Origin of the sequence: Sanguibacter keddieii DSM 10542, assembly GCF_000024925.1 — a bacterium.
GTDB lineage: Bacteria > Actinomycetota > Actinomycetes > Actinomycetales > Cellulomonadaceae > Sanguibacter > Sanguibacter keddieii.
This window is the reverse complement of the sequence record NC_013521.1, coordinates 2,999,883-3,022,975: the sequence shown is the minus strand read 5'-3', so window position 1 is coordinate 3,022,975 and position 23,093 is coordinate 2,999,883. Positions and strand designations below refer to the sequence as shown.

Here is a 23,093-nt window from a genome sequence, read left to right as displayed (position 1 = left end):
CGGATGCCGGGAGGCGCGAGACAGGAGACAGTGAGACCCACGACGGGCGAGGAGAGTGATGGTGAGCGGTTCGCACGGCGAGCACCCGAGGCATCCCGGGGAGCCCCCGGGCCTGTCGGAGGCGACGATCGTCGGCCGTGCGCAGGACGGCGACCTCGCGGCCTTCGAGGAGCTCAGCCGTCGGTACCAGGGTCCGCTCTTCAGGCTCGCGGTGCGGTTGCTGAGCGACCGCGGCGAGGCTGAGGACGCCCTCCAGGACACGATGATCACGGTCTGGCGCAAGCTGCCCTCCCTGACGGACCTGCCAGCGTTCCACGGCTGGGTCTACCAGATCATGACGCGCCGGTGCATGTCGGTCCTGCGCACCCGCGCGCGCCGTAGCACGGACCCCTCGGGAGACGACACCTTCCTCGACGGCGTAGGCCGTGGCAGGCTCGGGTCGGGGACCGGCGGTCAAGACCCGGCCGCCGCCACGGAGTACGCCGAGCAGCTGCGCGGTCTGAACGCCGAGCTGGCCAGGCTCCCCGACGAGCAACGGGCGTGCTGGGTGCTGCGGGAGCTGCACGAGCTCTCGTACCCCGAGATCGCCTTCGCGACGAACCTGCCGCTGTCGACCGTGCGAGGTCGGATCGCGCGGGCCCGGCAGAACCTGGCGAAAGGAATGGAAGCATGGCGATGAGCGAGCATCCGTCCTCCCGCCTGGCCTGCGGTCGCGACATGGACGCGGTCTGGGACAGGATCGGGTCACCGCCCGACGAGCACGAGCGCACCTGCCCGCACTGCGGGCAGGCCCGCAGAGACCTCGGCGAGCTGGCGAGCCTGACCGCGCTCGAGCGCGACGCCGAGCTCCACGACCCCGCCCTCGAGCCTGACCCCGCCGTGCTCGGCCGCATCATGGACGTGGCCCGCGCGGAGGTCCGCCGTGGGCGTCGGTTCCCGCTGGACGAGCCGGCGGACGACGAGCCGGCGCCCGAGCTGACGGTGAGCGAGCAGGCTGTCTCGGCGAGCGCCAGGCGGGCCGGCGACGCCGTCGCGGGCGTCCAGGTCGAGCGGTGCGTGGTCACGCTGGTGGCCGACGGTCCTCGACCGCGGTCCACCGGACCGACCGGAGGGTTCGCCGTGACGGGTCCCGACAGCTACCGCCAGACCCGACCGTCGCAGGTCGAGGCGGCCTTGCAGATCACCGTCCCGGTGACGGCCTCGATCCCGTCGGTCGCCGCCGAGATCCGCAGCAGCGTGAGGAGAAGAGTGAGCCGAGAGGTGGGAGTCGACGTGGTCCGCGTCGACATCGAGGTGAGGGACACGCACGATGTCTGAGACGAGCCCTGCACAGACGACGCCGCCGCTGGGGAGCGCACCCGACGCGGGGTCGGCGCCCCGGGACGACCAGGTCGACCGTGTCCGCCGGGACGTGGCCTCCGCGCTCCTCGCCGAGCCCGGGGTGCTGCGCCTCGAGCCGACCCTGGCGACCATGGTCCGCGCCTGGTCCACCGCTCCCGCCCCTGACGAGCTCGTCCGGGTCACCACGACCGGCGGGACGGTCGACGTGGCCGTCCACCTCGCCGTCCAGGGCGAGGAGGCGCGACTCGTCGCGCACCGCGCCCGCGCGGCCGTCCGCAGGCTCGTCGTCGAGCACGGCCACGTGCCGGGCTCCGTCGAGGTGAGCGTCCTGACCGTCGAACCGGCGCAGGTCCCGGAGGCCGTGGGCTGACGGCCGACGCGGGTCTCGAGGTCAGACGAGGCTCGGGGCGCTCTCGCCGGTCGGACGAGGGCTCAGAGAGTCGCGACCTTGGCGGTCGTCTGCCCGTCTGACGCGAGCAGGTGCCAGTACGTGTCTCGGGTCACCACACTCGTCCCGAGGCGCTCTGTCACGGCGAGGACGAGTGCGTCTCCGAGCGAGAGCGTCTCGCCCTGGGGCCCGGGGTGGGCCTTGCCGACCTCGATGAGCTCGGCGGCGCGGAGCAGGTCGTCGTCGGTCGGGTGCTCGACACGCGCCCCGAAGGATGTGAGGGCGTCGCGGATCTCGGCGCCCGTCGCCTCGTTCCCCTTGCGCCGGACGAGCTCGACGAGCTCTGTCAGGACGGGACCCGGCAGGACTGGTTCGACATCGGGCCTGACGAGCAGCGCGTCGACGACCTGCCATCCGCGCTCCTGGAGCACCCAGGTCGCCACGACCGAGGTGTCCAGGCAGACGGCGGTCACAGGCCGAGATCGGCGAAGAGGACAGCCGCCATCTCGTCGTGGTCCCGAGTCTCCGCAGCGACGCGGTCGGCGACGCGCTGCTCTGCCTCGGAGGCTGTGCGCTGGTCGTCCGAGCGGGACGCACGCACAGCGCGGGTCGAGTCTCCGGCGTCTCCACCGTGGTTCTTCGCCCACAACGTCATCGCTCGCATGCGGGGCGTGATCAGCCGGACTCCTGTCTCGTCGACGAGGAACTCCACCCGGTCGCCGCTGGCGATGCCGAGGGCCTGGCGAACCCCTGCAGGCACGACGATGCGACCCTGCGCGTTGACAGTGGCGAAAGATGATGACAAGGCATGCGAGGTTGACACTCGTGCAGTCTATGTCACCGTGATGCTGAGTGTCACGGTGTGAGGCGCAGCTCCCCGATCTCCTCGCGTCAGCGATCCGTCAGGGACTCGTCGGCGCGCGTCAGAGAACCGTCAACGCGTCTGCCCGACGCCCACCAGCGCGGATAGACCGGTCTTGTGCACCTCTCGGGTGCACCGGCCGTCGTCCGTGGCGGTCGTCCTGACGTCTGAAGGCGTGACAGACATGGCCGACGTGGCCTTCATCCTCCTGACCGTCGCGTTCTTCGCGACGGTCGCGCTCCTAGCCCGCCGCTCCGGCGACCGGGACCCGTCGTGAGAGCCGTCGACTGGGTGGCGCTCGGCGTTGCCGTCGTGGTCCTCGGGTATCTCTTCACGGTGCTGCTGCGCGCCGGTCGGGGGCGATGACCATGAGCGAGACCTGGACAGCCGTCGGGCAGATCTCCCTGCTCGTCGCGGCCCTCGCCGCGGTGCACCTGCCGCTCGGCGCCTACCTGGCCCACGTGTACACCTCGCCGCGCCACCTGCGGGTCGAGCGCCTCGGCTACCGCGTGATGCGCGTCGACGCCGACGCCGAGCAGCGCTGGACCTCGTACCTCTTCTCGCTGCTGGGCTTCTCCCTCGTGTCCCTGCTCGCCCTGTACGCGATGGGCCGCCTGCAGGAGCACCTGCCGATGAACCTCGGCGTCAGCGCCTTCGACCCGGCGGGCGCGTGGAACACCGCGGTGTCCTTCGTGGCGAACACCAACTGGCAGTGGTACTCCGGTGAGGCGGCGGCCGGGCACGTCTTCCAGATGGTCGGCCTCGCCGTGCAGAACTTCGTCTCGGCGGCGGTCGGCATCTCGGTCGCGATCGCCCTGGTCCGCGGCTTCGCGCGGTCGGGGACGGACGGGCGGGTCGGCAACTTCTGGTCCGACCTCACCCGCACCTGCGTGCGCGTCCTGCTGCCGATGTCGCTGCTCGCTGCGGTCGCACTGCTGGCGACCGGCGTGATCCAGAGCTTCGACCCGCACACCGCGGTCCAGACGGTCTCGGGCGGTTCGCAGCACCTGCTCGGCGGCCCGGTCGCCTCGCAGGAGGCGATCAAGGAGCTCGGCACCAACGGTGGTGGATTCTTCAACGCTAACTCGGCACACCCGCTCGAGAACCCGAGCCCGGTGAGCAACCTGCTCGAGATCTTCCTGATCCTCGTCATCCCCTTCACGCTGCCGCGCGCTTTCGGCCTCATGGTGCGCGACACCCGTCAGGGCTTCGCGATCGTCTCGGTGATGGGCTCGCTGTTCCTCGCCGGGACGGCGCTGCTCACCTGGGCGGAGATGTCCGGCCCCGGCCTCGCCGCCCAGGCCGCGGGTGGTGCGCTCGAGGGCAAGGAGCTGCGCTTCGGCACGGCCGGGTCGGCGCTCTTCGCCGCAGCGACCACCGGCACGTCGACCGGCGCGGTCAACGCCATGCACGACTCGCTCACCGCGCCGGGCGGTGGGATCGCCACCTTCAACATGCTGCTGGGGGAGATCGCGCCGGGAGGTGTCGGGTCCGGCCTCTACGGCATGCTCGTCCTCGCGATCGTCGCGGTGTTCATCGCCGGGCTCATGGTCGGGCGCACGCCCGAGTACCTCGGCAAGAAGATCGGGCGGCAGGAGATCACCCTCGTCGCCCTCTACATCCTCACCGTGCCGCTGCTGGTGCTCGTCGGCACCGCCCTCGCGATCTCGCTGCCCGCCGGGCAGGCCGGGATCCAGGAGGCCGGTCCGCACGGTCTCTCCGAGGTGCTCTACGCGATGACGTCGGCGGCGAACAACAACGGCTCGGCCTTCGCCGGTCTCACCACCGCCACGCCCTTCTACAACACGCTGCTCGGCGTCCTCATGCTCGTCGGGCGCTTCGTGCCCATCGCCCTCGTGCTGGCGCTCGCGGGCAGGTTCGCCAGCCAGAAGACCGTCCCCGCGACCGCAGGCACCCTGCCCACGCACCAGCCGCTCTTCGCAGGGCTGCTCGGGTCTGTCGCGCTGGTCGTCGTCGGTCTCACCTTCATCCCCGTCCTGTCCCTCGGTCCGATCGTGGAGTCGCTCTCATGAACCGCCTGTCCTGGCCGCAGGTGCGGTCCGCCCTCCCGGGCGCCTTCCGCAAGCTCGACCCGCGCGAGCTGCTCGGGTCGCCGGTCCTGCTCATCGTCGAGATCGGCGCCGTCGCGTCGACAGTCCTCGCCGTCGCCGACCCGTCGGTCTTCGCCGCGACCATCGTCGTGTGGCTGTGGGCCACGGTGCTCTTCGCGACGCTCGCCGAGTCCATCGCCGAGAGCCGCGGCAAGGCGCAGGCGTCGTCGCTGCGTGCCACGCAGACCCAGACCACCGCCCGCCGCGTCGACGCGCCGGTCGAGACCACCCGGTACACCGGCAACCTGCTGTCGCTCCCGACGGTCGAGGTCGCGTCGTCCTCGCTCGCGGTCGGCGACGTGGTCGTCGTCCGGGCCGGCGAGGTGATCCCCGGTGACGGCGACGTGATCGAGGGTGCCGCGTCGGTCGACGAGTCGGCCATCACGGGGGAGTCCGCACCGGTCATCCGCGAGTCGGGCGGTGACCGCTCGGCCGTCACCGGCGGGACCGTGGTGCTCTCCGACACCGTGGTCGTACGCATCACCGCGGCTGCCGGGTCGACCTTCGTCGACCGCATGATCTCCCTCGTCGAGGGTTCGGAGCGTCAGCGCACCCCCAACGAGATCGCGCTCAACATCCTGCTGACCTCGCTGACCATCATCTTCCTGCTCGCCGTCGTCACCCTCCAGCCCTTCGCGGTCTACTCGGGGTCCCGGCAGTCGCTGCTCGTGCTCACGGCCCTGCTCGTCTGCCTCATCCCCACGACCATCGGCGCGCTGCTCTCCGCCATCGGCATCGCCGGGATGGACCGCCTCGTGCAGCGCAACGTGCTCGCGATGTCCGGCCGGGCCGTCGAGGCTGCGGGCGACGTCGACGTGCTGCTCCTCGACAAGACCGGCACCATCACCTACGGCAACCGGCAGGCGAGCGACTTGCTCGTCGCACCCGGTGCGACGATCGCGGACCTTGCCTCGGCAGCGCGTCTCGCCTCGCTCGCCGACGAGACGCCCGAGGGGCGCAGCGTCGTCACGCTGGTCGACGAGAGCTACGCCGAGCACGTCGCGACCAGCACCGACGACGACACCGTCGTCGAGCTCGTGCCCTTCAGCGCGAGCACGCGGATGAGCGGCATCGACGTACGAGACGTCAGCACCCAGGTCAGCACCTCGGGAGGCGTCCCGCAGACCAGCATCCGCAAGGGCGCCGCGAGCGCCGTGCGCGCCTGGGTGCACTCGACCGGGGGCAGCACGCCCGACCAGGTGCAGACGCTGGTCGACGGGGTGAGCGCGTCGGGCGGCACGCCGCTGGTGGTCGCGCGGCAGGCGGGGGCGGGACCGGCGCAGGTGCTCGGTGTGATCCACCTCAAGGACGTCGTGAAGACGGGCCTGCGCGAGCGCTTCGACGAGCTGCGGGCGATGGGCATCCGGACCGTCATGGTGACCGGTGACAACGCGATCACCGCGCGGGCCATCGCCGAGGAGGCGGGCGTGGACGACGTGCTCGCGGAGGCCACCCCGGAGGACAAGCTGGCGCTGATCCGCCGGGAGCAGGAGGGCGGTCACCTCGTGGCGATGTGCGGGGACGGCACGAACGACGCCCCGGCGCTCGCGCAGGCCGACGTCGGTGTCGCGATGAACACGGGGACGTCCGCGGCCAAGGAGGCCGGCAACATGGTCGACCTCGACTCGGACCCGACCAAGCTCATCGAGGTCGTGCAGATCGGCAAGCAGCTGCTCATCACGCGCGGGGCGCTGACGACCTTCTCGATCGCGAACGACATCGCGAAGTACTTCGCGATCCTCCCCGCCATGTTCATGGTGGTGTTCCCTCAGCTCGAGGTGCTCAACGTCATGCGGCTCTCGAGCCCTGAGTCGGCGATCGTCTCGGCGGTGGTCTTCAACGCGCTGATCATCGTGGTGCTCATCCCGCTGTCTCTCAAGGGTGTGGCGTACCGGCCCGCGTCGGCCTCTACCATGCTGCGCCGCAACCTCCTCGTCTACGGGCTGGGCGGCCTGGTCGCCCCGTTCCTCGGCATCAAGCTCATCGACCTGCTCGCCTCGCTACTCCCCGGGATCGGCTGACATGGCACACGACAACATCTCTTCGCACAGGCCTGCCGGGGCGCGCTCGCTCAGCGCCCGCCGGGGTGCGGTCTCTCTCGCCCGGCAGAGCCTCGCGGGCCTGCGGGTCCTCGTGGTCCTCACGGTGCTCCTCGGGGTCGTCTACCCGCTGACAGTGTGGGGCGTCGGGCAGGTCGCGTTCCGCTGGCAGGCCGAGGGGTCGCTGCTCACCGCCACGGGGGAGCGGACCACCTCGCGCTCCGAGGCCGTCGGCTCGGCCCTCGTGGGGCAGTCCTTCGCGGGGGACGAGTGGTTCCAGCCGCGCCCGTCGGCTGCGGGCGACGGGTACGACACGCTCGCCTCCGCCGGCTCGAACCTCGGTCCGCTCAACCCCGACCTCGTCGCGTCGATCGAGGAGCGTCGTGCGGTCGTGGCCGCGCAGGACGGCACGGACCCGTCCGACGTCCCCGCGGACGCGCTCACGGCGTCGGCGTCGGGCCTCGACCCGCACGTCTCGCCGGAGTACGCCGAGCAGCAGGTGGCCCGGGTCGCCCGGGAGCGAGGGCTCGACGAGACGGTCGTCCGTGACCTCGTCGCCGAGCACACGCAGGGCCGCGACCTCGGGTTCCTCGGCGAGCCGCGGGTCTCCGTCCTCGAGCTCAACCTCGCGCTGGGCATGATGTCCTCATGAGGTCGAACGATGGGTGACACGCGCACGGGGCGGCTCACGGTGTACCTGGGGGCCGCCCCCGGCGTGGGCAAGACCTTCGCGATGCTCGACGAGGCACGGCGCCGCCGCGCCCGCGGCACCGACGTGGTCGTCGGCCTCGTCGAGACCCACGGGCGGCAGGCGACCGCCGAGCAGGTCGGCGACCTCGAGGTGCTGCCCCGTGCGGTCGTGCCGTACCGCGGCACCGAGCTCGGCGAGCTCGACGTCGCCGGTGTCCTCGCCCGAGCACCCGAGGTGGTGCTCGTCGACGAGCTCGCGCACACCAACGCCCCCGGCTCGACGCACCCCAAGCGCTGGCAGGACGTCGCCGACCTCCTCGAGGCCGGCATCGACGTGGTGACCACCGTCAACGTCCAGCACCTCGAGTCCCTCGGCGACGACGTCCACGCCATCACCGGCGTCCGCCAGCGCGAGACCGTGCCCGACCACGTGGTGCGGTCCGCCGACCAGGTGCAGCTCGTCGACCTGTCGCCCGACGCGCTGCGCCGCCGCCTCGCGCACGGCAACGTGTACCGCGCCGAGCAGATCGACGCCTCGCTCTCGTCGTACTTCCGCGTCGGCAACCTCACCGCGCTGCGCGAGCTCGCGCTCCTGTGGCTCGCCGACAGCGTCGACGACGCCCTCACCCGCTACCGCTCCGACCACGCGATCGACGGCACGTGGCCGGCGCGCGAGCGCATCGTCGTGGCTGTCACCGGTGGCCCCGAGGGGGAGACGCTGCTGCGCCGCGGTGCCCGCATCGCCCAGCGCACCGCGGGCTCCGAGCTGCTCGCCGTGCACGTCCTGGCGACCGACGGCCTGCCGTCGGCGCCACCCGCCGCGATCGCCTCCGACCGTGACCTCACCCGGGCGCTCGGCGGCACCTTCCACACCGTCGTCGGCGAGGACGTCCCGTCGGCCGTCGTCGACTTCGCCCGCGGCGTCAACGCCACCATGATCGTCGTCGGCGTCTCGCGGCACTCCCGGGTGCGCGAGGCGCTGCTCGGCTCGTCGAGCGCGCAGACCGCGCAGCTCGCCGGGAGCATCGACGTGCACCTCGTCACCCACGACCACGCGAGGTCGGGGTCACCGCTGCGCCGCCGGTGGTCGGCGCTGTCGAGGACGCGGCAGGTGAGCGGGTGGGCGCTCGCGGTCGTGCTGCCCGCGGTCCTCACGGGTCTCGTCTGGTGGTTCCGGGGTGACGTGTCGCTGACCACGGAGCTCATGCTGTTCCTCGCGGGGACCGTCGGTGTCGCGCTGGTCGGCGGTCTGTGGCCCGCGGTGGTCACGGCGCTGGTGTCCTTCGTGTGCGTCAACTGGTTCTTCACGCCGCCCACCGGGATGCTCACGGTCTCCAACCCGGAGAACGCGCTGGCGCTGGTGGTCTTCGTGGTGGTCGCGGTGTCGGTCGCCTCGGTGGTCGACCTCGCGGCCCGGCGCACCGCCCAGGCGTACCGGGCACGGGCCGAGGCGTCGACGCTCGCCGCCTTGTCGCGGTCGGTGCTCTCCGGGGACGACTCGGCCGACGCCGTGGTGTCGCGGCTGGCCGAGACCTTCGCGGTGTCCGAGGTACGGCTCGAGGAGCGCACAGGGGCGAAGGCCCCGTGGGTCACGGTGGCGCAGACGCACCGTGCCGGCCAGCGCGGCGGGGTCGACGCCGAGGCGTCGACGGTCCGCATCGACGACGACCGCCGGCTGGTGGTGGTCGGCCGCACGCTGCCGGCGAGCGACCAGCAGGTGCTCGAGGCCTTCGCCGCCCAGGCGGGGATCGTGCTCGAGTACCGCCGGCTCCGTGAGGCCGCGTCGCAGGCTGCCGTCCTCGAGCAGGCCGACGCGACCCGCACGGCGCTGCTCGCCGCCGTCTCGCACGACCTGCGGACACCGCTCGCGTCGATCCGCGCCGCCATCGACGGGCTCAGCGCCGCCGACGTGCAGCTGGACGCGGAGGACCAGGCCGCGCTCCTCGACACCATCGGCGGGTCGACCGCGCGCCTCGAGGCGCTCATCGCGAACCTGCTCGACCTGTCCCGCATCCAGACGGGCAGCGTGCGGGCCGTGCTCGTGGCGCGGTCGGTCGACGAGATCGTGCCCGTGGCCGTCGACGGCTTCGCCCCCGGACAGGTGGACCTCGACGTCCCCGACAACCTGCCGCTCGTGCTCACCGACGCCGGGCTGCTCGAGCGCGCCGTCGCGAACGTCGTCGCCAACGCCGTGCGCTTCTCGCCCGCCGGGGTGCCCGTGCTCGTCACGGCGTCGGCGCGGCCGGGGGAGGTCGAGATCCGGGTGGTGGACCGGGGACCCGGCCTCGACGACGACCGCAAGCAGCGCATGTTCGAGCCCTTCCAGCGGCTCGGCGACACGTCGCCCGACGGGCTGGGCCTCGGGCTCGCGGTAGCGCAGGGCCTGGTGCGGGCCGTCGGGGCTACCGTGGTCGTCGACGACACCCCGGGAGGTGGGCTGACCATGGTGCTGACCGTGCCGACTGCGGAGGGATCGACCGCGGCACCGGCCGTGCCGACGGCGGAGAGCCTTTCTGACAGGGGCGGGGCGTGACCGCCGCCGCGGTGCCCGGCACCGCCGTGCTCGTCGTCGACGACGACGCCGGACTGGTCCGGGCACTCGCCATCAACCTGCGCACCCACGGGTGGGTCGTGACGACCGCGACCACCGGCGCCGAGGCCCTCGACGCGGCCGCGAGCAGCCAGCCCGACGTAGTCCTGCTCGACCTCGGCCTGCCGGACATGAGCGGCCTCGACGTCATCGCGGGCATCCGCGGGTGGAGCCGCGTGCCGATCGTGGTGCTCTCGGCCCGCCAGCTCGGCGACGACAAGGTCGACGCCCTCGACGCCGGTGCCGACGACTACGTCACCAAGCCCTTCGCGATGAACGAGCTGCTCGCCCGGCTGCGCGCGGCAGTGCGCCGGGCCGCGCCGGTCGACGAGGTGCAGACGCCCGTCGTCGAGGCCGGAGACCTGGTGATCGACCTCGCCCGGCGCCGGGTGCAGCGCGCGGGGGAGGACGTGCGGCTCAGCCCCACCGAGTGGTCGCTGCTCGAGGTGCTGGTGCGCAACCGCGGCAAGATGGTCGGCCGGGTGCAGCTCCTCCACGAGGTGTGGGGCCCGTCGTACTCCGCCGAGACCAACTACCTGCGCGTCTACACCGCCCAGCTCCGCCGCAAGCTCGAGGCCGACCCGTCAGCGCCGGTCCACATCATCACGCAGCCCGGCATGGGGTACGTCTTCGAGGTGTGAGGCGCTCAGCTCTCGTCGGGAATCCCGGACATGAGCGCCTTGAGCCGTGCGGTCTCCGCGTCGTCCCAGCCGTCCGGGGCACCGAGCGCCGCGAGGCCGTCGGTGTAGGCCAGGTGGTAGGCGTGGCCGTGGCCCTGGGGGACGTTGCCGGCGACGAACATGTCGAAGGTGACCTGCCAGAAGGTCACCACCGGCACCCACGTCATCTCGAGGCGGTCGGGGCCGGGCTCGGACACCCAGTCGGGCTCGCGCCACAGGATGTCGGGGGACCACCAGACCACGGCGTCGGAGGCGTGCTGCAGGTACACGACGCGCGGTGTCTCCCACGGGCCTGGCAGGTCCCAGGCGTTCGCGCCGCTGCCCGGGTCGGTGCCGAAGCGGACCTGGCGGCCGCCGTCGTAGACGGGGCTGTACTCGAGGCTGCCGGGGTCGCGGTTCTCGGTGAAGAACTCCCAGTTGGGCGTGAAGCTCGGCGTCCCGACAAACAGCGCGCCCTGCGTGCGGGCCGTCATGTCCTGCAGGCCGCTGAACGCACCCTGCGCCCCGAAGCTGCCGAGAGACACCCCGTAGGCGACGAGGAACGGCCGGGAGCCCTCCGGCTGCTCGAGCCACGCGTCGTACACGGCCTCGTACAGTGCCTTGCCGGCGGCGGGCGGGGTCTCGCGGTCGGACAGGAAGCTCACCCAGCTGGGCAGGTACGAGTACTGCATCGCGGCGATCGCGGTGTCCCCGCCGTGCATGTACTCGAGGGTCTGCGACATCGACGGGTCCACCCACCCCGTCCCGGTGGTCGTGGTGACCACGAGGATCTCGCGGTCCCACGCGTCGGTCCGGTCGAGCTCGTCGACCACGAGCGCCGCGACGGCGTCGACGTCGTCGGCCGACTGCAGCCCGGCGTAGACGCGGACCGGCTCGACGACGTCCGCGGGGTCCACGACGTCGCCACCGGCGGCGAAGTCGGCGATCTGCTCGACGCTCGGACCCGAGCTGACGAACGCACGGCCCTGGAACCCGAGGTCCTCCCAGTCGACCACCGAGTCCGGCGACCCGGACCGCAGCGCCGAGGTCGGCGCGACCGCCCCGTCCGGGGTGCCGGCGTCGGTCGCCGCGCTGATGTTCTTGAGCGCCGTCATCGCGCCGTTGATGAGCGTCCCGTTGACGAGGAGCACCGTGATCGTGGCGACGGCGACCGCGCCGACCAGCCCGGCGACCCGCGCCGGGACCCAGCGGCCCAGCAGGCGGGCGGCGCGCCGGCTGCACCACCGCAGGCCGCGCCCGACGAGCAGCAGCGCGAGGGCGAGCCCGAAGCCGACCAGCACCACCAGCATGACGTGGGCGGGTGGCGACTCGACGATGCCGAACAGCGCCTGCAGGTCGCCCTGCCAGCGCGAGGCCAGCACGAGGAACCACGGGACGAGGACGGCTGTCAGCCCGCCGAGCACGAACCACAGGGTGCGCGAGGTGCTCGCGTCCCACGGCCGCTGGAAGCCCAGGCGTCGGGTCACCCAGCCGAGGAACGCCCCGAAGGCGTAGCCCGCGATCATCGACAGGCCCGTGAGCAGGCCCTGGAAGAGCCAGCCCCGCGGGATGAGGGACGGCGTCATCGAGATGCAGTAGCAGGTCAGCGCCAGCACCAGGCCGGTCGGGGACAGACTCCGGCCGAAGCGCTCGAGCCGCGCCGCCACGCCGGACGGGCGTGCTGAGGGGACGTCCTGCTGGTCGGGCCCGGCCGTGGAGTGCTCCATGGCCGTGACTCTAGCGGGAAGGGCGCCACCGCAGGTGGGACCGGTGGTGACCCGTCACGAGCGCTGGTCGGGACGTCTCAGCGCTCGTCGCCGATGTGGTCGGTGACGTCGTCCGGGATGCCGTCGAGGTTCATGTCGTCGGTCCGGTCCGTGCGGCGCGCGTCGTGCCGCAGGGCGAGGGCGCCGACGACCGCGGAGACCACCGAGCCGAGCAGCACGGCGATCTTGGCACCCGTGCCGTGCTCGCTCCCGGGCTCGAAGGACAGCTCGACGATGAGCAGCGAGACCGTGAACCCGATGCCGGCCAGCAGACCGACCGGCAGCAGGTCACGGATGCCGATGCCCTGCGCGAGCCGCAGCGGTGTGAGGCGGGTGACGAGCCAGGTCGTGCCGAGGACCCCGATGCACTTGCCCACGATCAGCCCGGCGAGGACCCCGAGGGTGGCTCCCTGGACGAACACGTCCGCGAGCGGGATGCCGACGACGGTCACACCGGCCGCGAAGAAGGCGAAGACCGGCAGGGCGATCCCCGACGACAGCGGGTTCCACACGTCCTCGAAGCGGTGCGTGCGGCTGTCCCGCTCGCCGTGGACGAGGAGGGCGGGCACGAGGAAGCCCATCATGACCCCGGCGACCGTGGCGTGGATCCCCGAGGCGTGGACGAGCGCCCAGATGACCACGGCGAGGGGGAGGAGCACCCACCAGAGCACCCGGCGTGCCCGCACGAGCAGACGGAAGAGCACCAGGCCGACGACCGCGAGCCCGAGGGGTCCCCACGAGACGGTCTCGGTGTAGAAGATCGCGATGACGACGATCGCGAGCAGGTCGTCCACCACGGCGAGCGTGAGCAGGAAGGTCCGCACCGCCGCGGGGAGGCCCCGCCCGAACACGGCGAGCACCGCCAGCGCGAAGGCGATGTCGGTGGCCGTGGGGATCGCCCACCCGGACAGCGCGGAGGTGTCCCTGGTGAGGACCACGAGCACGGTGTAGAACGCGGCCGGGACGAGCATCCCGCCGACGGCCGCGAGCATCGGGACGGCGGCCTCCTTCGGGTGCCGCAGGGAGCCGGTCACCAGCTCGCGCTTGAGCTCGAGCCCGACGACGAAGAAGAACACCGCGAGCAGGCCGTCCGACGCCCAGTGGGCCAGCGTGAGGTCGAGGTGCAGCGCCGCGGGACCGAGTCGCGACTCGGACAGACGGGTGTAGCCCTCGCGCCAGGGGGAGTTGGCGAAGAGCACCGCGACGAGCGCCGCCCCCAGGAGCAGGAGCCCCCCGGTGGTCTCGCTCGAGACCCACCTCCGGACCCGGTCCGTCCGGCTGGCGGTCTGCTGCGGTAGCGGTTCGGCTGCGGGGTGGGGAGACGTCATGAGGCCCGTTCTCGGTCGGCGGCTGACCGTCGGTCCGGGAGAGCGGGGCACGCGGGGCGCGCGGGAGGCAGCGGGCCGGTGCGGCGCGGTCGAGGGCTGTGCGACGGCGGAGGTTCCCGACGAGGATACGCCCGTGCGGCTCGTGGCGGCACGACGGGCTGCCGGACCGCAGGCCGGCTCGGTCTGTCGTGAGCCGGGCCGCGGCAGGTCAGCCGGCCTGGTTCACGAGCCTGACGACGATGTCGTGCGCGTCCGCCGGGAGACTGGTCTCGCCGGACAGCGCGAGGGCGTCGAGCGCCAGCAGCGCGACCCGCAGGGGAGCCGCCTGCGTCGGGTCCTCCACGGCTGCCACCGCGTCGTAGAGGTCGGTGTCCACGCACGACCGGGCAGCCTGACGGGTGAGTCCCGTCAGCGTGAGGAGGCGGAGCGTCGCCGTCGCGCGCGGATCGCTGTGGAAGGCGTTCACCTGGTCGGCCACTCTTGCCTGGGCCGCGGGGAGGTCGGGTGGGAGAGCATCGACGGCGGCGTCGTCGGCGACGAAGGCGATCTGGTCGGCAAGGAGCTGCTGGACGTCGACGAAGGTGCTGCGCAGGCTCGCCAGGGAGACGTGGGCGCGGTGGGCGACGTCGTCGAGGGTGATGGTCGTCGCGCCGGGTTCCTCCATGAGCTCGAGGGACGCGCAGAGGATCGGTCGGTCGAGGTCGACGACCGGGTCGGTGGTGCCCGTCACCGCTGCTGCGAGCGGGACGGGTGCGCTGTCGAGACCCGCGAGCCGGAGGACCTGCGCCAGCACCGGCTGGACGACGTCCTCGTCGCCGGGGACCACGCCCGAGTGAAGGCCCACCCAGAGACCGTGCGTGGCGAGCTCGGCCACCGTCAGACCCCCGTCTCCTGTCGCCTGGCTCCGGGGGAGGGCCTCGCACCGGTCGTGGAGCGCTTGCCGTGCCGTGGTGAGAGTCATCGTGGTGCTCCTTCGGTGTCGAGGTCGTCGTAGTGCTTACGGCGCAGCGGCGTGCCCGCGAGGTAGGCGGAACGGGCGACGGCCATGGTGCCGACCGACGAGGTCGCCAGCTGCAGCGCGACGATCAGCGCGACCTTCACCGCGGCGGAGACGCCGGGCTGCAGCAGGAGGGCGCCGACGACGACGAGCACGATGCCCGCCCCGCCCGCGGTGCCCACCGCGGAGATGCGGGTGTAGGCGTCCGGGAACCGCACGACGCCGAGCGCCGCGGTGACGAACACGAGGGCCCCGAGGACCACGAGGACCTGGCCGACGATCTCGAGGGCGCTCATCGGTTCCCCCGCGTGAGGGTGCGGGCGAGGGAGAGCGCACCGAGGAACGCGATCATGCTCGCCACGAGGACGATGTCGAAGGTCGCGGCGGAGGCCGTCCGCACCCCGACGAGGGCGATGATGCCGACCATGCCGAAGAGCAGCAGGTCGGCGGCGACCACCCGGTCGGCCTCGGCCGGTCCGGCGATCATGCGGTAGGTGCTGGCCAGGCAGGCCACCACCAGCAGGGCGAGCGCGACGTCGATGCCGGTCATCGTGCGACTCCTTCGCGTCGGAGGGCGTGCAGCATCCGTGACTCCATCACCGCGAGGTCGGCGCGCAGGGCGTCGGCGTCCGGGTGGTAGATGCCGTGCACGTAGAGGACCCGGGGGTCCTCGGGGGCGCCGTGCGGGGCGGTCCCGAGGGTCAGCGTCCCGGGGGTCAGGGTGATGAGCGCTGCCAGCAGGGTGAGCTCGGTGTCGGTGCGGCACCGGGTGGGGAAGAGCGCGATGCCCGGGGTCCCGGCCTGGCCCGGCGTGAGGTTGTCCCGGAGGACCGTGACGTTGGAGACGACGATCTCCTTGAGGTACCACGCGGCGAACCAGGCGAGGCGCAGCGGCCAGGTGAGCGTGCTCACGATCCCGTCACCGCCTCGACGAAGGCGCTCGGGTCGAGCAGGCCCGCGGCCGCCGTCTCGGCGAGGCCGAGGAGCAGCTCGGCGCCGAGGCCCAGGCCGAGTGTGATGGCAGCGAGGACGAGCGACGGCGCGAGGAGGGCTGCGCCGATCCGGCGGGCCGGTGCGTCGACCGCGGGTGCGAGGGTCGCCGTGGCGGCGGGTGCCGCGGTGCCGCTCGAGGTCGACGACGGACCGGCACCGGTGCCGTCCTGCGTGAGCGACGGGTCGTCTGTCTCGGGAGGCGTCGGAGACCCCCAGAACACCCCCGACCAGATCTTCAGCATCGACAGCAGGGTCACCAGGCTGACGAGGACCATGACGACCACCGCGACGACCTGCCCGGCGTCCTGCGCCGCGACGAGGAGGCTGAGCTTGGCGACGAAGCCGGAGAACGGGGGCAGCCCGGCCAGGGAGAGCGCTGCGGCGAAGAACGCCACCGCGACCCACGGCTCACGTCTCGCGAGACCGCCGAGCCGGTCGAGTCGCCCCGTGCCGTAGCGCTCCTCGACGGCGCCCGTCGACAGGAACAGCGAGGCCTTCACGATCATGTGATGGAGCAGGTAGAAGATCCCGGCGGTGAGCCCGGCGAGCGTGAACAGGGCGACCCCGAGCAAGATGTACCCGATCTGGCTGACCATGTGGAAGGCGAGGATCGACCGGGTCGTGGTCTCGCCGACGGCGCCGAGGACACCGACGACCATCGTCACGCTGAAGACCGCGACACCGACCCAGAGGTAGCGCTCGTCGCCGTCGAAGACGACCGCGTAGACCCGGTAGATCGCGTAGATGGCGACCTTGGTGTGCAGGCCCGAGAACAGGGCGGTGACCGCGGGGGAGGTCGCCGGGTAGGCGCGAGCCAGCCACCCGTGCACCGGGACGACCGCGGCCTTGATCCCCAGGGCGAACAGGCACACGGCCACAGCCGTCGCGACGGCGTCGGACTCTCGGGCCGCTCCGGCGAGCTCGGCAAGGTTCACCGTGCCGGCGACGCCGTAGACGAAGGCGACCCCGGCGAGGAACACCGTCGAGGTCAGCAGGTTCACCGTGACGTACAGCCGTGCCCCGGCGACCTGCCGGAGGCGTCCTCGGCCCGGGCCCGCGAGCACGAAGAGCGCGTACGAGGGCAGCAGCATGACCTCGATGAAGACGAAGAGGTTGAAGAGGTCGGCCGTCAGCAGCGCGCCGTTCACCCCGGCGGTGAGGACCAGCACGAGGGGCGCGAAGAACGGCGCCCGCGCATGTCCGGACGCGACGGCGAAGGCGGCGCAGGTGGCGCTGAGCAGGCCCGTCACGGTGAGCATGAGGGCGGTGAGCATGTCGGCGGCGAAGGGGATCGCGACGCCGACTGGCCACAGTCCCACGCCGTGCGCGAGGACGTCCCCGTCACGCGCCCCCAGCACGAGGAGGACGCCGCCGGCGGTCGAGGCGAGCAGGACGGCGCCGAGCACCACGCCGTCGAGGCGTGGTCGGCCTCGGAGGAGGACGAGGGCGGCGGCCGTGAGCAGCGGGACGGCGACGAAGAGGGGCAGCGCGGAGCCGGTCATGCGGAGGCCTCCGTCGAGGTGGGGGTCCGGGCGGGCTCGAGGTCCGGCTCGGTGCCGTCGTTGTCGAGGACGTCGGCGGTGTCGTCGTCCCCTCGGCCGGTGACGGCCAGGACGAGCATGACGATGGTGATGGAGAACGCGATGACTATCGCGGTGAGCACGAAGGCCTGCGGCAAGGGGTCGGCCACCACCGCCGGGTCGAGGTCGGCTCCGATCGGCTCGACCCGGCGGCTGGTCCCTCCGGCAGCCATGAGCACGAGGTTCACGGCGTGCCCGAGCAGCACGAAACCGAGGATCACCCGCAGCATCTCGCGGCGGGAGAACAGGTAGACGGCACCGGCGACGAGGATGCCGGCTGCGAGGGCGAGAGTCATGCGTGCTCCACCTCCTCGGTGCGGGCGTGGTCGATGGTCGGGGCGTGCTCGTCGGCTGGTGGGTCGGGTTGATCGGGTGGCGCGCGGTGCGTGGCCGGGCTCTGCGCGGACGGGCGGGGTCGCCCGAGCAGGTTGAGGGCGGTGAGCACGACGCCGACCACCGCGAGGTACACGCCGACGTCGAAGAGCAGCGCCGTCGTGAGGTGCACCCCGAGCAGGTCCGCGTGCAGCGGTGTGAGGAAGGAACCGTCCACGTACCCGAGGAACCCGGTGACCGTGCCCGTGGCCACCCCGAGCCCGATGAGCGTGAGGTACGGCCACCGGACCTTCGCCGCGGCGTCGGACGGTGCCGACAGGTACACGAGCGCGAACCCGGCGCCCCCGACCAGTGCGGCGATGAACCCGCCGCCGGGCTCCTGGTGCCCGCGGAAGAACAGCAGCACCGACACCAGCACGGTCAGCGGCCCGACGAGGCGGGTCAGGACCCGCGTGAAGACGGTGTTCGCCTGCGCGTCGGCGAGCGGAGAGGTCGCCGCCCGCGAGGTGTCCAGGGGCTTGATCGGCAGCAGGCGCCGTGACCGGAGGAGGACCACGATCGTCAGGCCGGCGACTCCGAGGACGGTGAGCTCACCGAGCGTGTCGAAGGCGCGGAAGTCCACGAGGATCGTGTTGACGACGTTCGCTCCGCCCGTGACGGCCTCGCCCTCTCGTGCGTAGTACTCGCCGACCGGTGACATCTCGCGCCGACCGGTGAGCGCCAGGACACCGAGCGTGGTCGCCAGGCCGGCGCCGAGCGCCACCACGGCGGGCAGGACCGCAGACCGCTTCTGGTCGGCGCGGAAGGTGCGGGGGAGCCTGCGGAGCAGGAGCATCATGACGACGACGGTGAGGACCTCGACGAGGAGCTGGGTGAGGGCCACGTCGGCTGCACCGAGGGAGTAGAACCAGACGGTCATGGTGAAGCCGACGACACCGAGGACGACGATCGCGGCGACGCGCGACCGTGCCATGACGGCGGCGAGCGTGCCGACCGCCACGAGGGCGAGCAGCCCCCAGTCGAGGGGGACGTCCCGGTCGCCGACGACGTCCGGGAGCCCGTGCACGCTGGCCGTGGCGACCCCGGCGATGCCGACGAGGCACACGACCGGGACCATGAGGTGGCGACGGGGCGCCGAGGTGCTCGTGAGGTGCCCGACCCGCTGGCCCAGGGAGATCGTCCGCGCGCGGAGGGCGTCGACCACCGCGAGGCCCGAGACGGGAGAGCGGAGCCGGAGCGCGACGGGTTCGACCCGTGTGCGGGCGAGCACCGCGGCCGTCCCCAGGGCGATGACGCAGACGGACAGGACGAGGGCCGGCGTGACGCCGTGCCACAGGGTGAGGTGGACGTCGGTGTGGTCGCCGGTTGCGGCCGATCCGGCGTCGCCCACGAACCGGTCGAGCAGCCAGGGCGCCAGGCCGAGCACCACGCCGGCTGCGGCCGGTACCACGGCGGGCAGCCAAAAGGCCGGACGGGCCTCGGGGACGTCGGTGACGATGTCGGGCTCGGTGGTCGAGACTGTCGTCGCACCCGCGCTGCCAGCCGGGCCCGCGTCCTGGGTGTCGACGTCTGAGGTGCGGTCGCCGAAGGCCCCGATGACCAGCCGGGCCGAGTAGGCGAAGGTCAGCACCGCGACGAGGGCCACCGCCACCGCGAGAGCCGGTCCGGCGCCGGGGACCTCCCAGAAGGCGTCGAGCATGCTCTCCTTGCTGACGAACCCGAGCAGGGGAGGAACGCCCGCCATGGACGCGGCGGCGACGGTCATCGCCACGAGGGTGACCGGCATCGTGCGGCGCAGCCCAGACAGGCGGCGCATGTCACGGGTGCCTGCCTGGTGGTCGACGACGCCGACGAGCATGAACAGTGCGGACTTGAAGAGCGCGTGGGCCGCGGTGTGGACCACGGCGGCGGTGAGCGCCGCCGGCGTCCCGACGCCGATGGTCGCCACGAGCAGGCCGAGCTGGCTCATGGTCGAGTACGCGAGCAGCTCCTTGAGGTCGTAGCGGCGCATCGCGGCGACCGCGCCGATCAGCGCCGTCGCGAGCCCGCAGCTGATGAGCAGCACGCGCCACACCGGGACGTCGGACATCACAGGGGAGAAGCGCAGGAGCAGGTAGATACCGGCCTTGACCATCGCCGCGGCGTGCAGGTATGCGCTCACCGGCGTGATCGCCACCATGGAGTCCGGCAGCCACGCCTGGAAGGGCAGCTGCGCCGACTTGGTGAAGGCCGCCACGGCGACGAGCACGGCGACGGCGGTGGTGAAGCCGCTGTTCTCGCCCCAGACCGGGTCGGCGAGGATGACGCTCAGCCGCGTCGAGCCGACCTGCGCGACCATGACGACGACGGCGCTCAGCAGTGCGAGGCCACCGGCTGCGGTGACGAGCAGCGTACGGACCGCGGGCTCACGCGCACCGGCTCCGGACCGCGAGATGAGGAAGAACGAGCACAGCGTCGTCGCCTCCCACGCGACGAAGAGCAGCACGACGTCGTCGGCCAGCACCAGGGCGAGCATCGCCGCGGCGAAGAGCGTCATCAGACCGTAGAAGCCGCCGTGCCGGCCGGTGGGCAGGTAGCGCGCGGAGTACGCCATGACGAGCGCGCCGATGCCGAGCACGAGCAGCGAGAAGAGCAGCGAGAGGCCGTCGAGACGGACCGCCAGCTCGACACCGAGCGTCGGCATCCACGGGACTGCCGCGGTGACGGCGTCAGGCTGGGAGGTCTGGACGACCAGAACGCCCACGGCGACCAGCAGCGCGGCGATGGGCCAGCCGGCCGCACGGCCGAGCCGGCGCCCGAGGGCGGGCGCGAGAAGGGCTGCTGCGCAAGCAGCAGCGAGGCACAGGAGAAGCACGAAGATCCCTCGTTCGGCAGGTCACGGACACTGTCGGACCGGGAGAGGGCTCACACGGGGAGCCTCGGGGCCGACGTCTAGGCGACGTCGGCTACGGGCTGGCAGCCGGCCAGCTGCTCGCCCCACGTGGAGACGTACCCGTTGGTGCCCGGCTGGGTCTCCACGTGGTTCACGAGCCTGAGGGCAGGCGCGAACACGGGGACCGAAGGCATGCGGACCATCGTAGGCGACGTGCGGTCACCACGACAGCCAGCCGGGAGCGCCAGGGATGGCCGCCGCAGTCAGGCGAGCTCGGTGACGAAGCCGATGGTGTTGCCGTCGGGGTCGGTGAGCTCGAAGAGGTCGACGACCCCCTCGACCGGCTGCAGGTCGGGCTCGTCCAGCCCGAACGCCGACCGGTACCACGTGGTCGCCGCGACCAGGTCGCGGACGGGGATGCCGACGGAGACAGCCTTGGGCCTCATGGAGCGAAACCTAGTTCTGCGGCGCGCGTGTGGGAAGAGGGGGGAGCGCCCTCAGCGCTCCGCCTCGTAGGCGAGCAGCGCGAGCTGGATGCGGTTGCTGAAGTCGAGCTTGGTGAGGGCGCTGGAGATGTGCGACTTCACGGTGCCCATCGACAGGTACATCTGCTCCGCGATCTCCGTGTTCGACAGGCCCTGCGCGACGGCGCTCGCCACGTCGCGCTCGCGGTTGCTCAGCACGGAGAGGCGCTCGACAGCCTGGGCTGATCGTGACGGCGCGGCAGGTGCGGTGTCCGACGGCGCCAGGGGAGCACCCGCCATCGCCCGGTCGATGAGCACCTTCATCACCGCGGGGGACAGCACGGGGTCGCCGTGGGCGGTCCGGCGGACGGCGTCGACGATCTCCTCGGGCGGCGTGTGCTTGAGCAGGTAGCCCGAGGCACCGGCCTGGAGCGCACCGAGGATCGTGTCGTCACCCCCGAAGGTGGTGAGCACGATGACCTGCGGGGCGGAGTCCTGGGCGGACTCGTCGTCGCCACCGTCGGCACCGCTGGAGCCACCGGCGGCCGCGGCGCCCTGGCGCAGCGCCTGGGTCGCCGCGATCCCGTCCATGACGGGCATGCGGATGTCCATGAGGACGATGTCCGGGTGGTGGGCGGCGACGGCCTCGGCCACGAGGGAGCCGTCGGCGACCTCCCCGACGACCTCGATGTCCGGGGCTCCGGCGAGCATGAGGCGGAGGCCGGCGCGCACGAGCGCGTCGTCGTCGACGATGAGGGTCCTGATCATGAGCGCCACGGTAGCCGCACCCGGAGCCGGAACGCGCCCCCGCTCGCAGCGGCCTCGAGGGTGCCGCCCTCCAGGGTGACGCGCTCGCTGAGCCCGGTGAGCCCTGCCCCGGCGCCAGGGATGACCGACCGGGGCGCGGAGATCTGGGTGACGTTGGTGACCTCGACGACCACCTCGTCGCCCGCGGTGCCGCGCAGCGCGACGTTCACGGCGACCTCGGGGGCGTGCTTGCGGGCGTTGGTCAGGCCTTCCTGGACCACGCGGAACACGGTGCGCTGCAGCTGCGGCCGGGACTCCTCGAGACCGGGCGCGTCGATGCTCAGACGGACGAGCTGACCCGCGGCGCGCGCCTCCTCGACCAGCGTCTCGAGGTCTCCGACGGCGACCTGCGGAGCCGCCGTGCCGGTCTCGTCGTCGCCTTCGTCGGTGCCGTCGCTGCGCAGCACGGTGAGCACCTCGCGGAGCTCTTCGAGGGCTTGGTGCGCGTTCTCTCGGATCACTGCCACGGCGTCGTGGACCTCGCTGGCAGTGAGGGCGGCGGCGTCCCCGGACTCGGCCTGGCGGGTGCGGTACTCGAGGGCGCCGGCGTGCACGGACAGCAGCGAGATGCGGTGGGCGAGGACGTCGTGCATCTCGCGGGCGATGCTCGAGCGCTCGCCGCGACGGGCGTCGACCAGCCGCAGCTCGGTCTGGCGGCGCTCCTGCTCGGCAGCGGTGCGCAGGCTCAGCACGAGCTGGCGCCGGGCGCGGACGGCGATGCCCCAGGCGAGGACCATCATGCCGATGAGCGAGCCGAAGATCAGCGTGCCCCAGTCGTCGGTGGTGCCGGTGGTGAAGCGCAGGTGGAGGAACGCCACCGGGATCTGCAGCAGGTTGACCGGGACGGAGACGGGCCACGGGCGGTGCACGGCCAGGGTGAACAGCAGGATGACCGCCGCTGCGCCGGTCCCGACGGTGAAGGTCGAAAGGACGAGCGCGACGAGGCTCAGTGCGAGCGGGAAACGACGACGCCACCACAGCGACAGCGAGAGCAGGACCCCGAGCACCGGGTCGAGCACCTGGTGGACGACGAGTGTCCCGCCGGCGCCGTCGTCGGTGAAGGAGACGATCTCGCCGTCAGGGGTGGTCATCTGCGCGAACATCGTGAGCACCACGAAGCCGATCGCGATGAGGAACACGATGACGTCGATGGTCCAGTCGCGGGCGGTGCGGCGGGGGACGCGGGACGTCGTGATGCTCTGGGCGGCGCCGGCCAGGACCCCGGGCAGGGCCCAGCGCGCGTCGACCACAGGGCTGTCCGAGACTCGCATGC

At 72.4% G+C, this 23,093-nt stretch carries 23 protein-coding genes; 8 read left to right on the top strand and 15 right to left on the bottom strand.

Annotated features, from left to right (window positions below):
- The first annotated feature begins 61 nt into the window (after window positions 1–61).
- From SKED_RS13300 to SKED_RS13290, 3 genes are read left to right on the top strand one after another with little or no spacing between them, the layout of a single operon-like run.
- Window positions 62–679 carry an RNA polymerase sigma factor gene (locus SKED_RS13300; protein ID WP_217167887.1) on the top strand — a complete coding sequence of 206 codons (618 nt, stop codon included), beginning with the start codon at window positions 62–64 and terminating at the stop codon, window positions 677–679.
- Window positions 676–1,317, top strand: coding sequence for a hypothetical protein (locus tag SKED_RS19095; protein ID WP_143755740.1), 642 nt, complete (start codon window positions 676–678; stop codon window positions 1,315–1,317). Before SKED_RS13300 ends, SKED_RS19095 begins: the two co-directional genes overlap by 4 nt.
- Complete coding sequence (locus SKED_RS13290) at window positions 1,310–1,711, top strand: hypothetical protein (RefSeq protein ID WP_012867683.1); 402 nt, start codon at window positions 1,310–1,312, stop codon at window positions 1,709–1,711. The genes SKED_RS19095 and SKED_RS13290 overlap by 8 nt, the downstream gene beginning before the upstream one ends.
- Before the next feature lie 62 nt (window positions 1,712–1,773).
- Here the strand turns inward: SKED_RS13290 and SKED_RS13285 are convergent, their stop codons facing one another.
- Both SKED_RS13285 and SKED_RS13280 read right to left on the bottom strand, forming a co-directional pair.
- Window positions 1,774–2,202, bottom strand: coding sequence for a PIN domain-containing protein (locus tag SKED_RS13285; RefSeq protein WP_012867682.1), 429 nt, complete (start codon window positions 2,200–2,202; stop codon window positions 1,774–1,776).
- Complete coding sequence (locus SKED_RS13280) at window positions 2,199–2,552, bottom strand: AbrB/MazE/SpoVT family DNA-binding domain-containing protein (RefSeq protein WP_012867681.1); 354 nt, start codon at window positions 2,550–2,552, stop codon at window positions 2,199–2,201. The genes SKED_RS13285 and SKED_RS13280 overlap by 4 nt, the downstream gene beginning before the upstream one ends.
- Window positions 2,553–2,953: 401 nt before the next feature.
- On the opposite strand from SKED_RS13280, the gene kdpA reads away from it, so the two are divergent.
- From kdpA to SKED_RS13255, 5 genes are read left to right on the top strand one after another with little or no spacing between them, the layout of a single operon-like run.
- The gene (kdpA, locus tag SKED_RS13275) at window positions 2,954–4,624 is read left to right on the top strand and encodes a potassium-transporting ATPase subunit KdpA (RefSeq protein ID WP_012867679.1); all 1,671 of its coding nucleotides are present in this window, start codon (window positions 2,954–2,956) and stop codon (window positions 4,622–4,624) included.
- Window positions 4,621–6,723 carry a potassium-transporting ATPase subunit KdpB gene (gene kdpB / locus SKED_RS13270; protein WP_012867678.1) on the top strand — a complete coding sequence of 701 codons (2,103 nt, stop codon included), beginning with the start codon at window positions 4,621–4,623 and terminating at the stop codon, window positions 6,721–6,723. The genes kdpA and kdpB overlap by 4 nt, the downstream gene beginning before the upstream one ends.
- A 1-nt stretch (window position 6,724) precedes the next feature.
- On the top strand, window positions 6,725–7,393 hold the full coding sequence (gene kdpC / locus SKED_RS13265) for a potassium-transporting ATPase subunit KdpC (protein WP_012867677.1): 669 nt from the start codon (window positions 6,725–6,727) through the stop codon (window positions 7,391–7,393).
- 9 nt (window positions 7,394–7,402) lie between these two features.
- Window positions 7,403–9,964: a DUF4118 domain-containing protein gene (locus SKED_RS13260; RefSeq protein ID WP_012867676.1), complete on the top strand. Its 2,562-nt coding sequence runs from the start codon at window positions 7,403–7,405 to the stop codon at window positions 9,962–9,964.
- Window positions 9,961–10,662 (top strand): response regulator, encoded by a 702-nt coding sequence (locus tag SKED_RS13255; RefSeq protein ID WP_012867675.1) that lies wholly within the window; start codon window positions 9,961–9,963, stop codon window positions 10,660–10,662. The genes SKED_RS13260 and SKED_RS13255 overlap by 4 nt, the downstream gene beginning before the upstream one ends.
- 5 nt (window positions 10,663–10,667) lie before the next feature.
- Here SKED_RS13255 and SKED_RS13250 read toward each other — a convergent pair whose 3' ends face one another.
- From SKED_RS13250 to SKED_RS13195, 13 genes are all read right to left on the bottom strand, one after another.
- The gene (locus SKED_RS13250) at window positions 10,668–12,407 is read right to left on the bottom strand and encodes an alpha/beta hydrolase (protein ID WP_012867674.1); all 1,740 of its coding nucleotides are present in this window, start codon (window positions 12,405–12,407) and stop codon (window positions 10,668–10,670) included.
- 77 nt (window positions 12,408–12,484) lie between these two features.
- Window positions 12,485–13,774 carry a Na+/H+ antiporter NhaA gene (nhaA, locus tag SKED_RS13245; protein WP_012867673.1) on the bottom strand — a complete coding sequence of 430 codons (1,290 nt, stop codon included), beginning with the start codon at window positions 13,772–13,774 and terminating at the stop codon, window positions 12,485–12,487.
- A gap of 208 nt (window positions 13,775–13,982) precedes the next feature.
- Window positions 13,983–14,735: a hypothetical protein gene (locus tag SKED_RS13240; protein ID WP_012867672.1), complete on the bottom strand. Its 753-nt coding sequence runs from the start codon at window positions 14,733–14,735 to the stop codon at window positions 13,983–13,985.
- On the bottom strand, window positions 14,732–15,067 hold the full coding sequence (locus tag SKED_RS13235) for a cation:proton antiporter (RefSeq protein ID WP_012867671.1): 336 nt from the start codon (window positions 15,065–15,067) through the stop codon (window positions 14,732–14,734). Before SKED_RS13235 ends, SKED_RS13240 begins: the two co-directional genes overlap by 4 nt.
- Window positions 15,064–15,321: an MrpF/PhaF family protein gene (locus SKED_RS13230; RefSeq protein WP_012867670.1), complete on the bottom strand. Its 258-nt coding sequence runs from the start codon at window positions 15,319–15,321 to the stop codon at window positions 15,064–15,066. Before SKED_RS13230 ends, SKED_RS13235 begins: the two co-directional genes overlap by 4 nt.
- On the bottom strand, window positions 15,318–15,683 hold the full coding sequence (locus SKED_RS13225) for a Na+/H+ antiporter subunit E (protein ID WP_012867669.1): 366 nt from the start codon (window positions 15,681–15,683) through the stop codon (window positions 15,318–15,320). The genes SKED_RS13230 and SKED_RS13225 overlap by 4 nt, the downstream gene beginning before the upstream one ends.
- The gene (locus SKED_RS13220; RefSeq protein WP_012867668.1) at window positions 15,680–17,266 is read right to left on the bottom strand and encodes a monovalent cation/H+ antiporter subunit D family protein; all 1,587 of its coding nucleotides are present in this window, start codon (window positions 17,264–17,266) and stop codon (window positions 15,680–15,682) included. Before SKED_RS13220 ends, SKED_RS13225 begins: the two co-directional genes overlap by 4 nt.
- A complete protein-coding gene (locus SKED_RS13215; RefSeq protein WP_012867667.1) occupies window positions 17,263–17,640 on the bottom strand; it encodes a cation:proton antiporter subunit C in 378 nt (125 codons plus the stop codon). The genes SKED_RS13220 and SKED_RS13215 overlap by 4 nt, the downstream gene beginning before the upstream one ends.
- Entirely contained in the window at window positions 17,637–20,531 is a 2,895-nt protein-coding gene (locus tag SKED_RS13210; protein WP_012867666.1) for a DUF4040 family protein, read from the bottom strand. The genes SKED_RS13215 and SKED_RS13210 overlap by 4 nt, the downstream gene beginning before the upstream one ends.
- Before the next feature lie 77 nt (window positions 20,532–20,608).
- Window positions 20,609–20,743: a hypothetical protein gene (locus SKED_RS20880; RefSeq protein ID WP_281042881.1), complete on the bottom strand. Its 135-nt coding sequence runs from the start codon at window positions 20,741–20,743 to the stop codon at window positions 20,609–20,611.
- A gap of 69 nt (window positions 20,744–20,812) precedes the next feature.
- A complete protein-coding gene (locus SKED_RS13205; protein WP_012867664.1) occupies window positions 20,813–20,995 on the bottom strand; it encodes a VOC family protein in 183 nt (60 codons plus the stop codon).
- A 51-nt stretch (window positions 20,996–21,046) separates the two neighbouring features.
- Complete coding sequence (locus tag SKED_RS13200) at window positions 21,047–21,781, bottom strand: response regulator transcription factor (RefSeq protein ID WP_042439255.1); 735 nt, start codon at window positions 21,779–21,781, stop codon at window positions 21,047–21,049.
- Window positions 21,778–23,091 carry a sensor histidine kinase gene (locus SKED_RS13195; protein ID WP_081447992.1) on the bottom strand — a complete coding sequence of 438 codons (1,314 nt, stop codon included), beginning with the start codon at window positions 23,089–23,091 and terminating at the stop codon, window positions 21,778–21,780. Before SKED_RS13195 ends, SKED_RS13200 begins: the two co-directional genes overlap by 4 nt.
- Window positions 23,092–23,093 lie beyond the last annotated feature (2 nt).

Bases quoted from the DNA above. Each gene is read 5' to 3' on its own strand.
- SKED_RS13195 (WP_081447992.1), bottom strand. From the start codon at position 23,091: ATGCGAGTCTCGGACAGCCCTGTGGTCGACGCGCGCTGGGCCCTGCCC.
- SKED_RS13240 (WP_012867672.1), bottom strand. From the start codon at position 14,735: ATGACTCTCACCACGGCACGGCAAGCGCTCCACGACCGGTGCGAGGCC.
- SKED_RS13230 (WP_012867670.1), bottom strand. From the start codon at position 15,321: ATGACCGGCATCGACGTCGCGCTCGCCCTGCTGGTGGTGGCCTGCCTG.
- kdpA (WP_012867679.1), top strand. From the start codon at position 2,954: ATGACCATGAGCGAGACCTGGACAGCCGTCGGGCAGATCTCCCTGCTC.
- kdpC (WP_012867677.1), top strand. From the start codon at position 6,725: ATGGCACACGACAACATCTCTTCGCACAGGCCTGCCGGGGCGCGCTCG.
- SKED_RS13260 (WP_012867676.1), top strand. From the start codon at position 7,403: ATGGGTGACACGCGCACGGGGCGGCTCACGGTGTACCTGGGGGCCGCC.
- SKED_RS13205 (WP_012867664.1), bottom strand. From the start codon at position 20,995: ATGAGGCCCAAGGCTGTCTCCGTCGGCATCCCCGTCCGCGACCTGGTC.
- nhaA (WP_012867673.1), bottom strand. From the start codon at position 13,774: ATGACGTCTCCCCACCCCGCAGCCGAACCGCTACCGCAGCAGACCGCC.
- SKED_RS13220 (WP_012867668.1), bottom strand. From the start codon at position 17,266: ATGACCGGCTCCGCGCTGCCCCTCTTCGTCGCCGTCCCGCTGCTCACG.
- kdpB (WP_012867678.1), top strand. From the start codon at position 4,621: ATGAACCGCCTGTCCTGGCCGCAGGTGCGGTCCGCCCTCCCGGGCGCC.
- SKED_RS20880 (WP_281042881.1), bottom strand. From the start codon at position 20,743: ATGCCTTCGGTCCCCGTGTTCGCGCCTGCCCTCAGGCTCGTGAACCAC.
- SKED_RS13200 (WP_042439255.1), bottom strand. From the start codon at position 21,781: ATGATCAGGACCCTCATCGTCGACGACGACGCGCTCGTGCGCGCCGGC.
- SKED_RS13290 (WP_012867683.1), top strand. From the start codon at position 1,310: ATGTCTGAGACGAGCCCTGCACAGACGACGCCGCCGCTGGGGAGCGCA.
- SKED_RS13215 (WP_012867667.1), bottom strand. From the start codon at position 17,640: ATGACTCTCGCCCTCGCAGCCGGCATCCTCGTCGCCGGTGCCGTCTAC.
- SKED_RS19095 (WP_143755740.1), top strand. From the start codon at position 676: ATGAGCGAGCATCCGTCCTCCCGCCTGGCCTGCGGTCGCGACATGGAC.
- SKED_RS13250 (WP_012867674.1), bottom strand. From the start codon at position 12,407: ATGGAGCACTCCACGGCCGGGCCCGACCAGCAGGACGTCCCCTCAGCA.
- SKED_RS13235 (WP_012867671.1), bottom strand. From the start codon at position 15,067: ATGAGCGCCCTCGAGATCGTCGGCCAGGTCCTCGTGGTCCTCGGGGCC.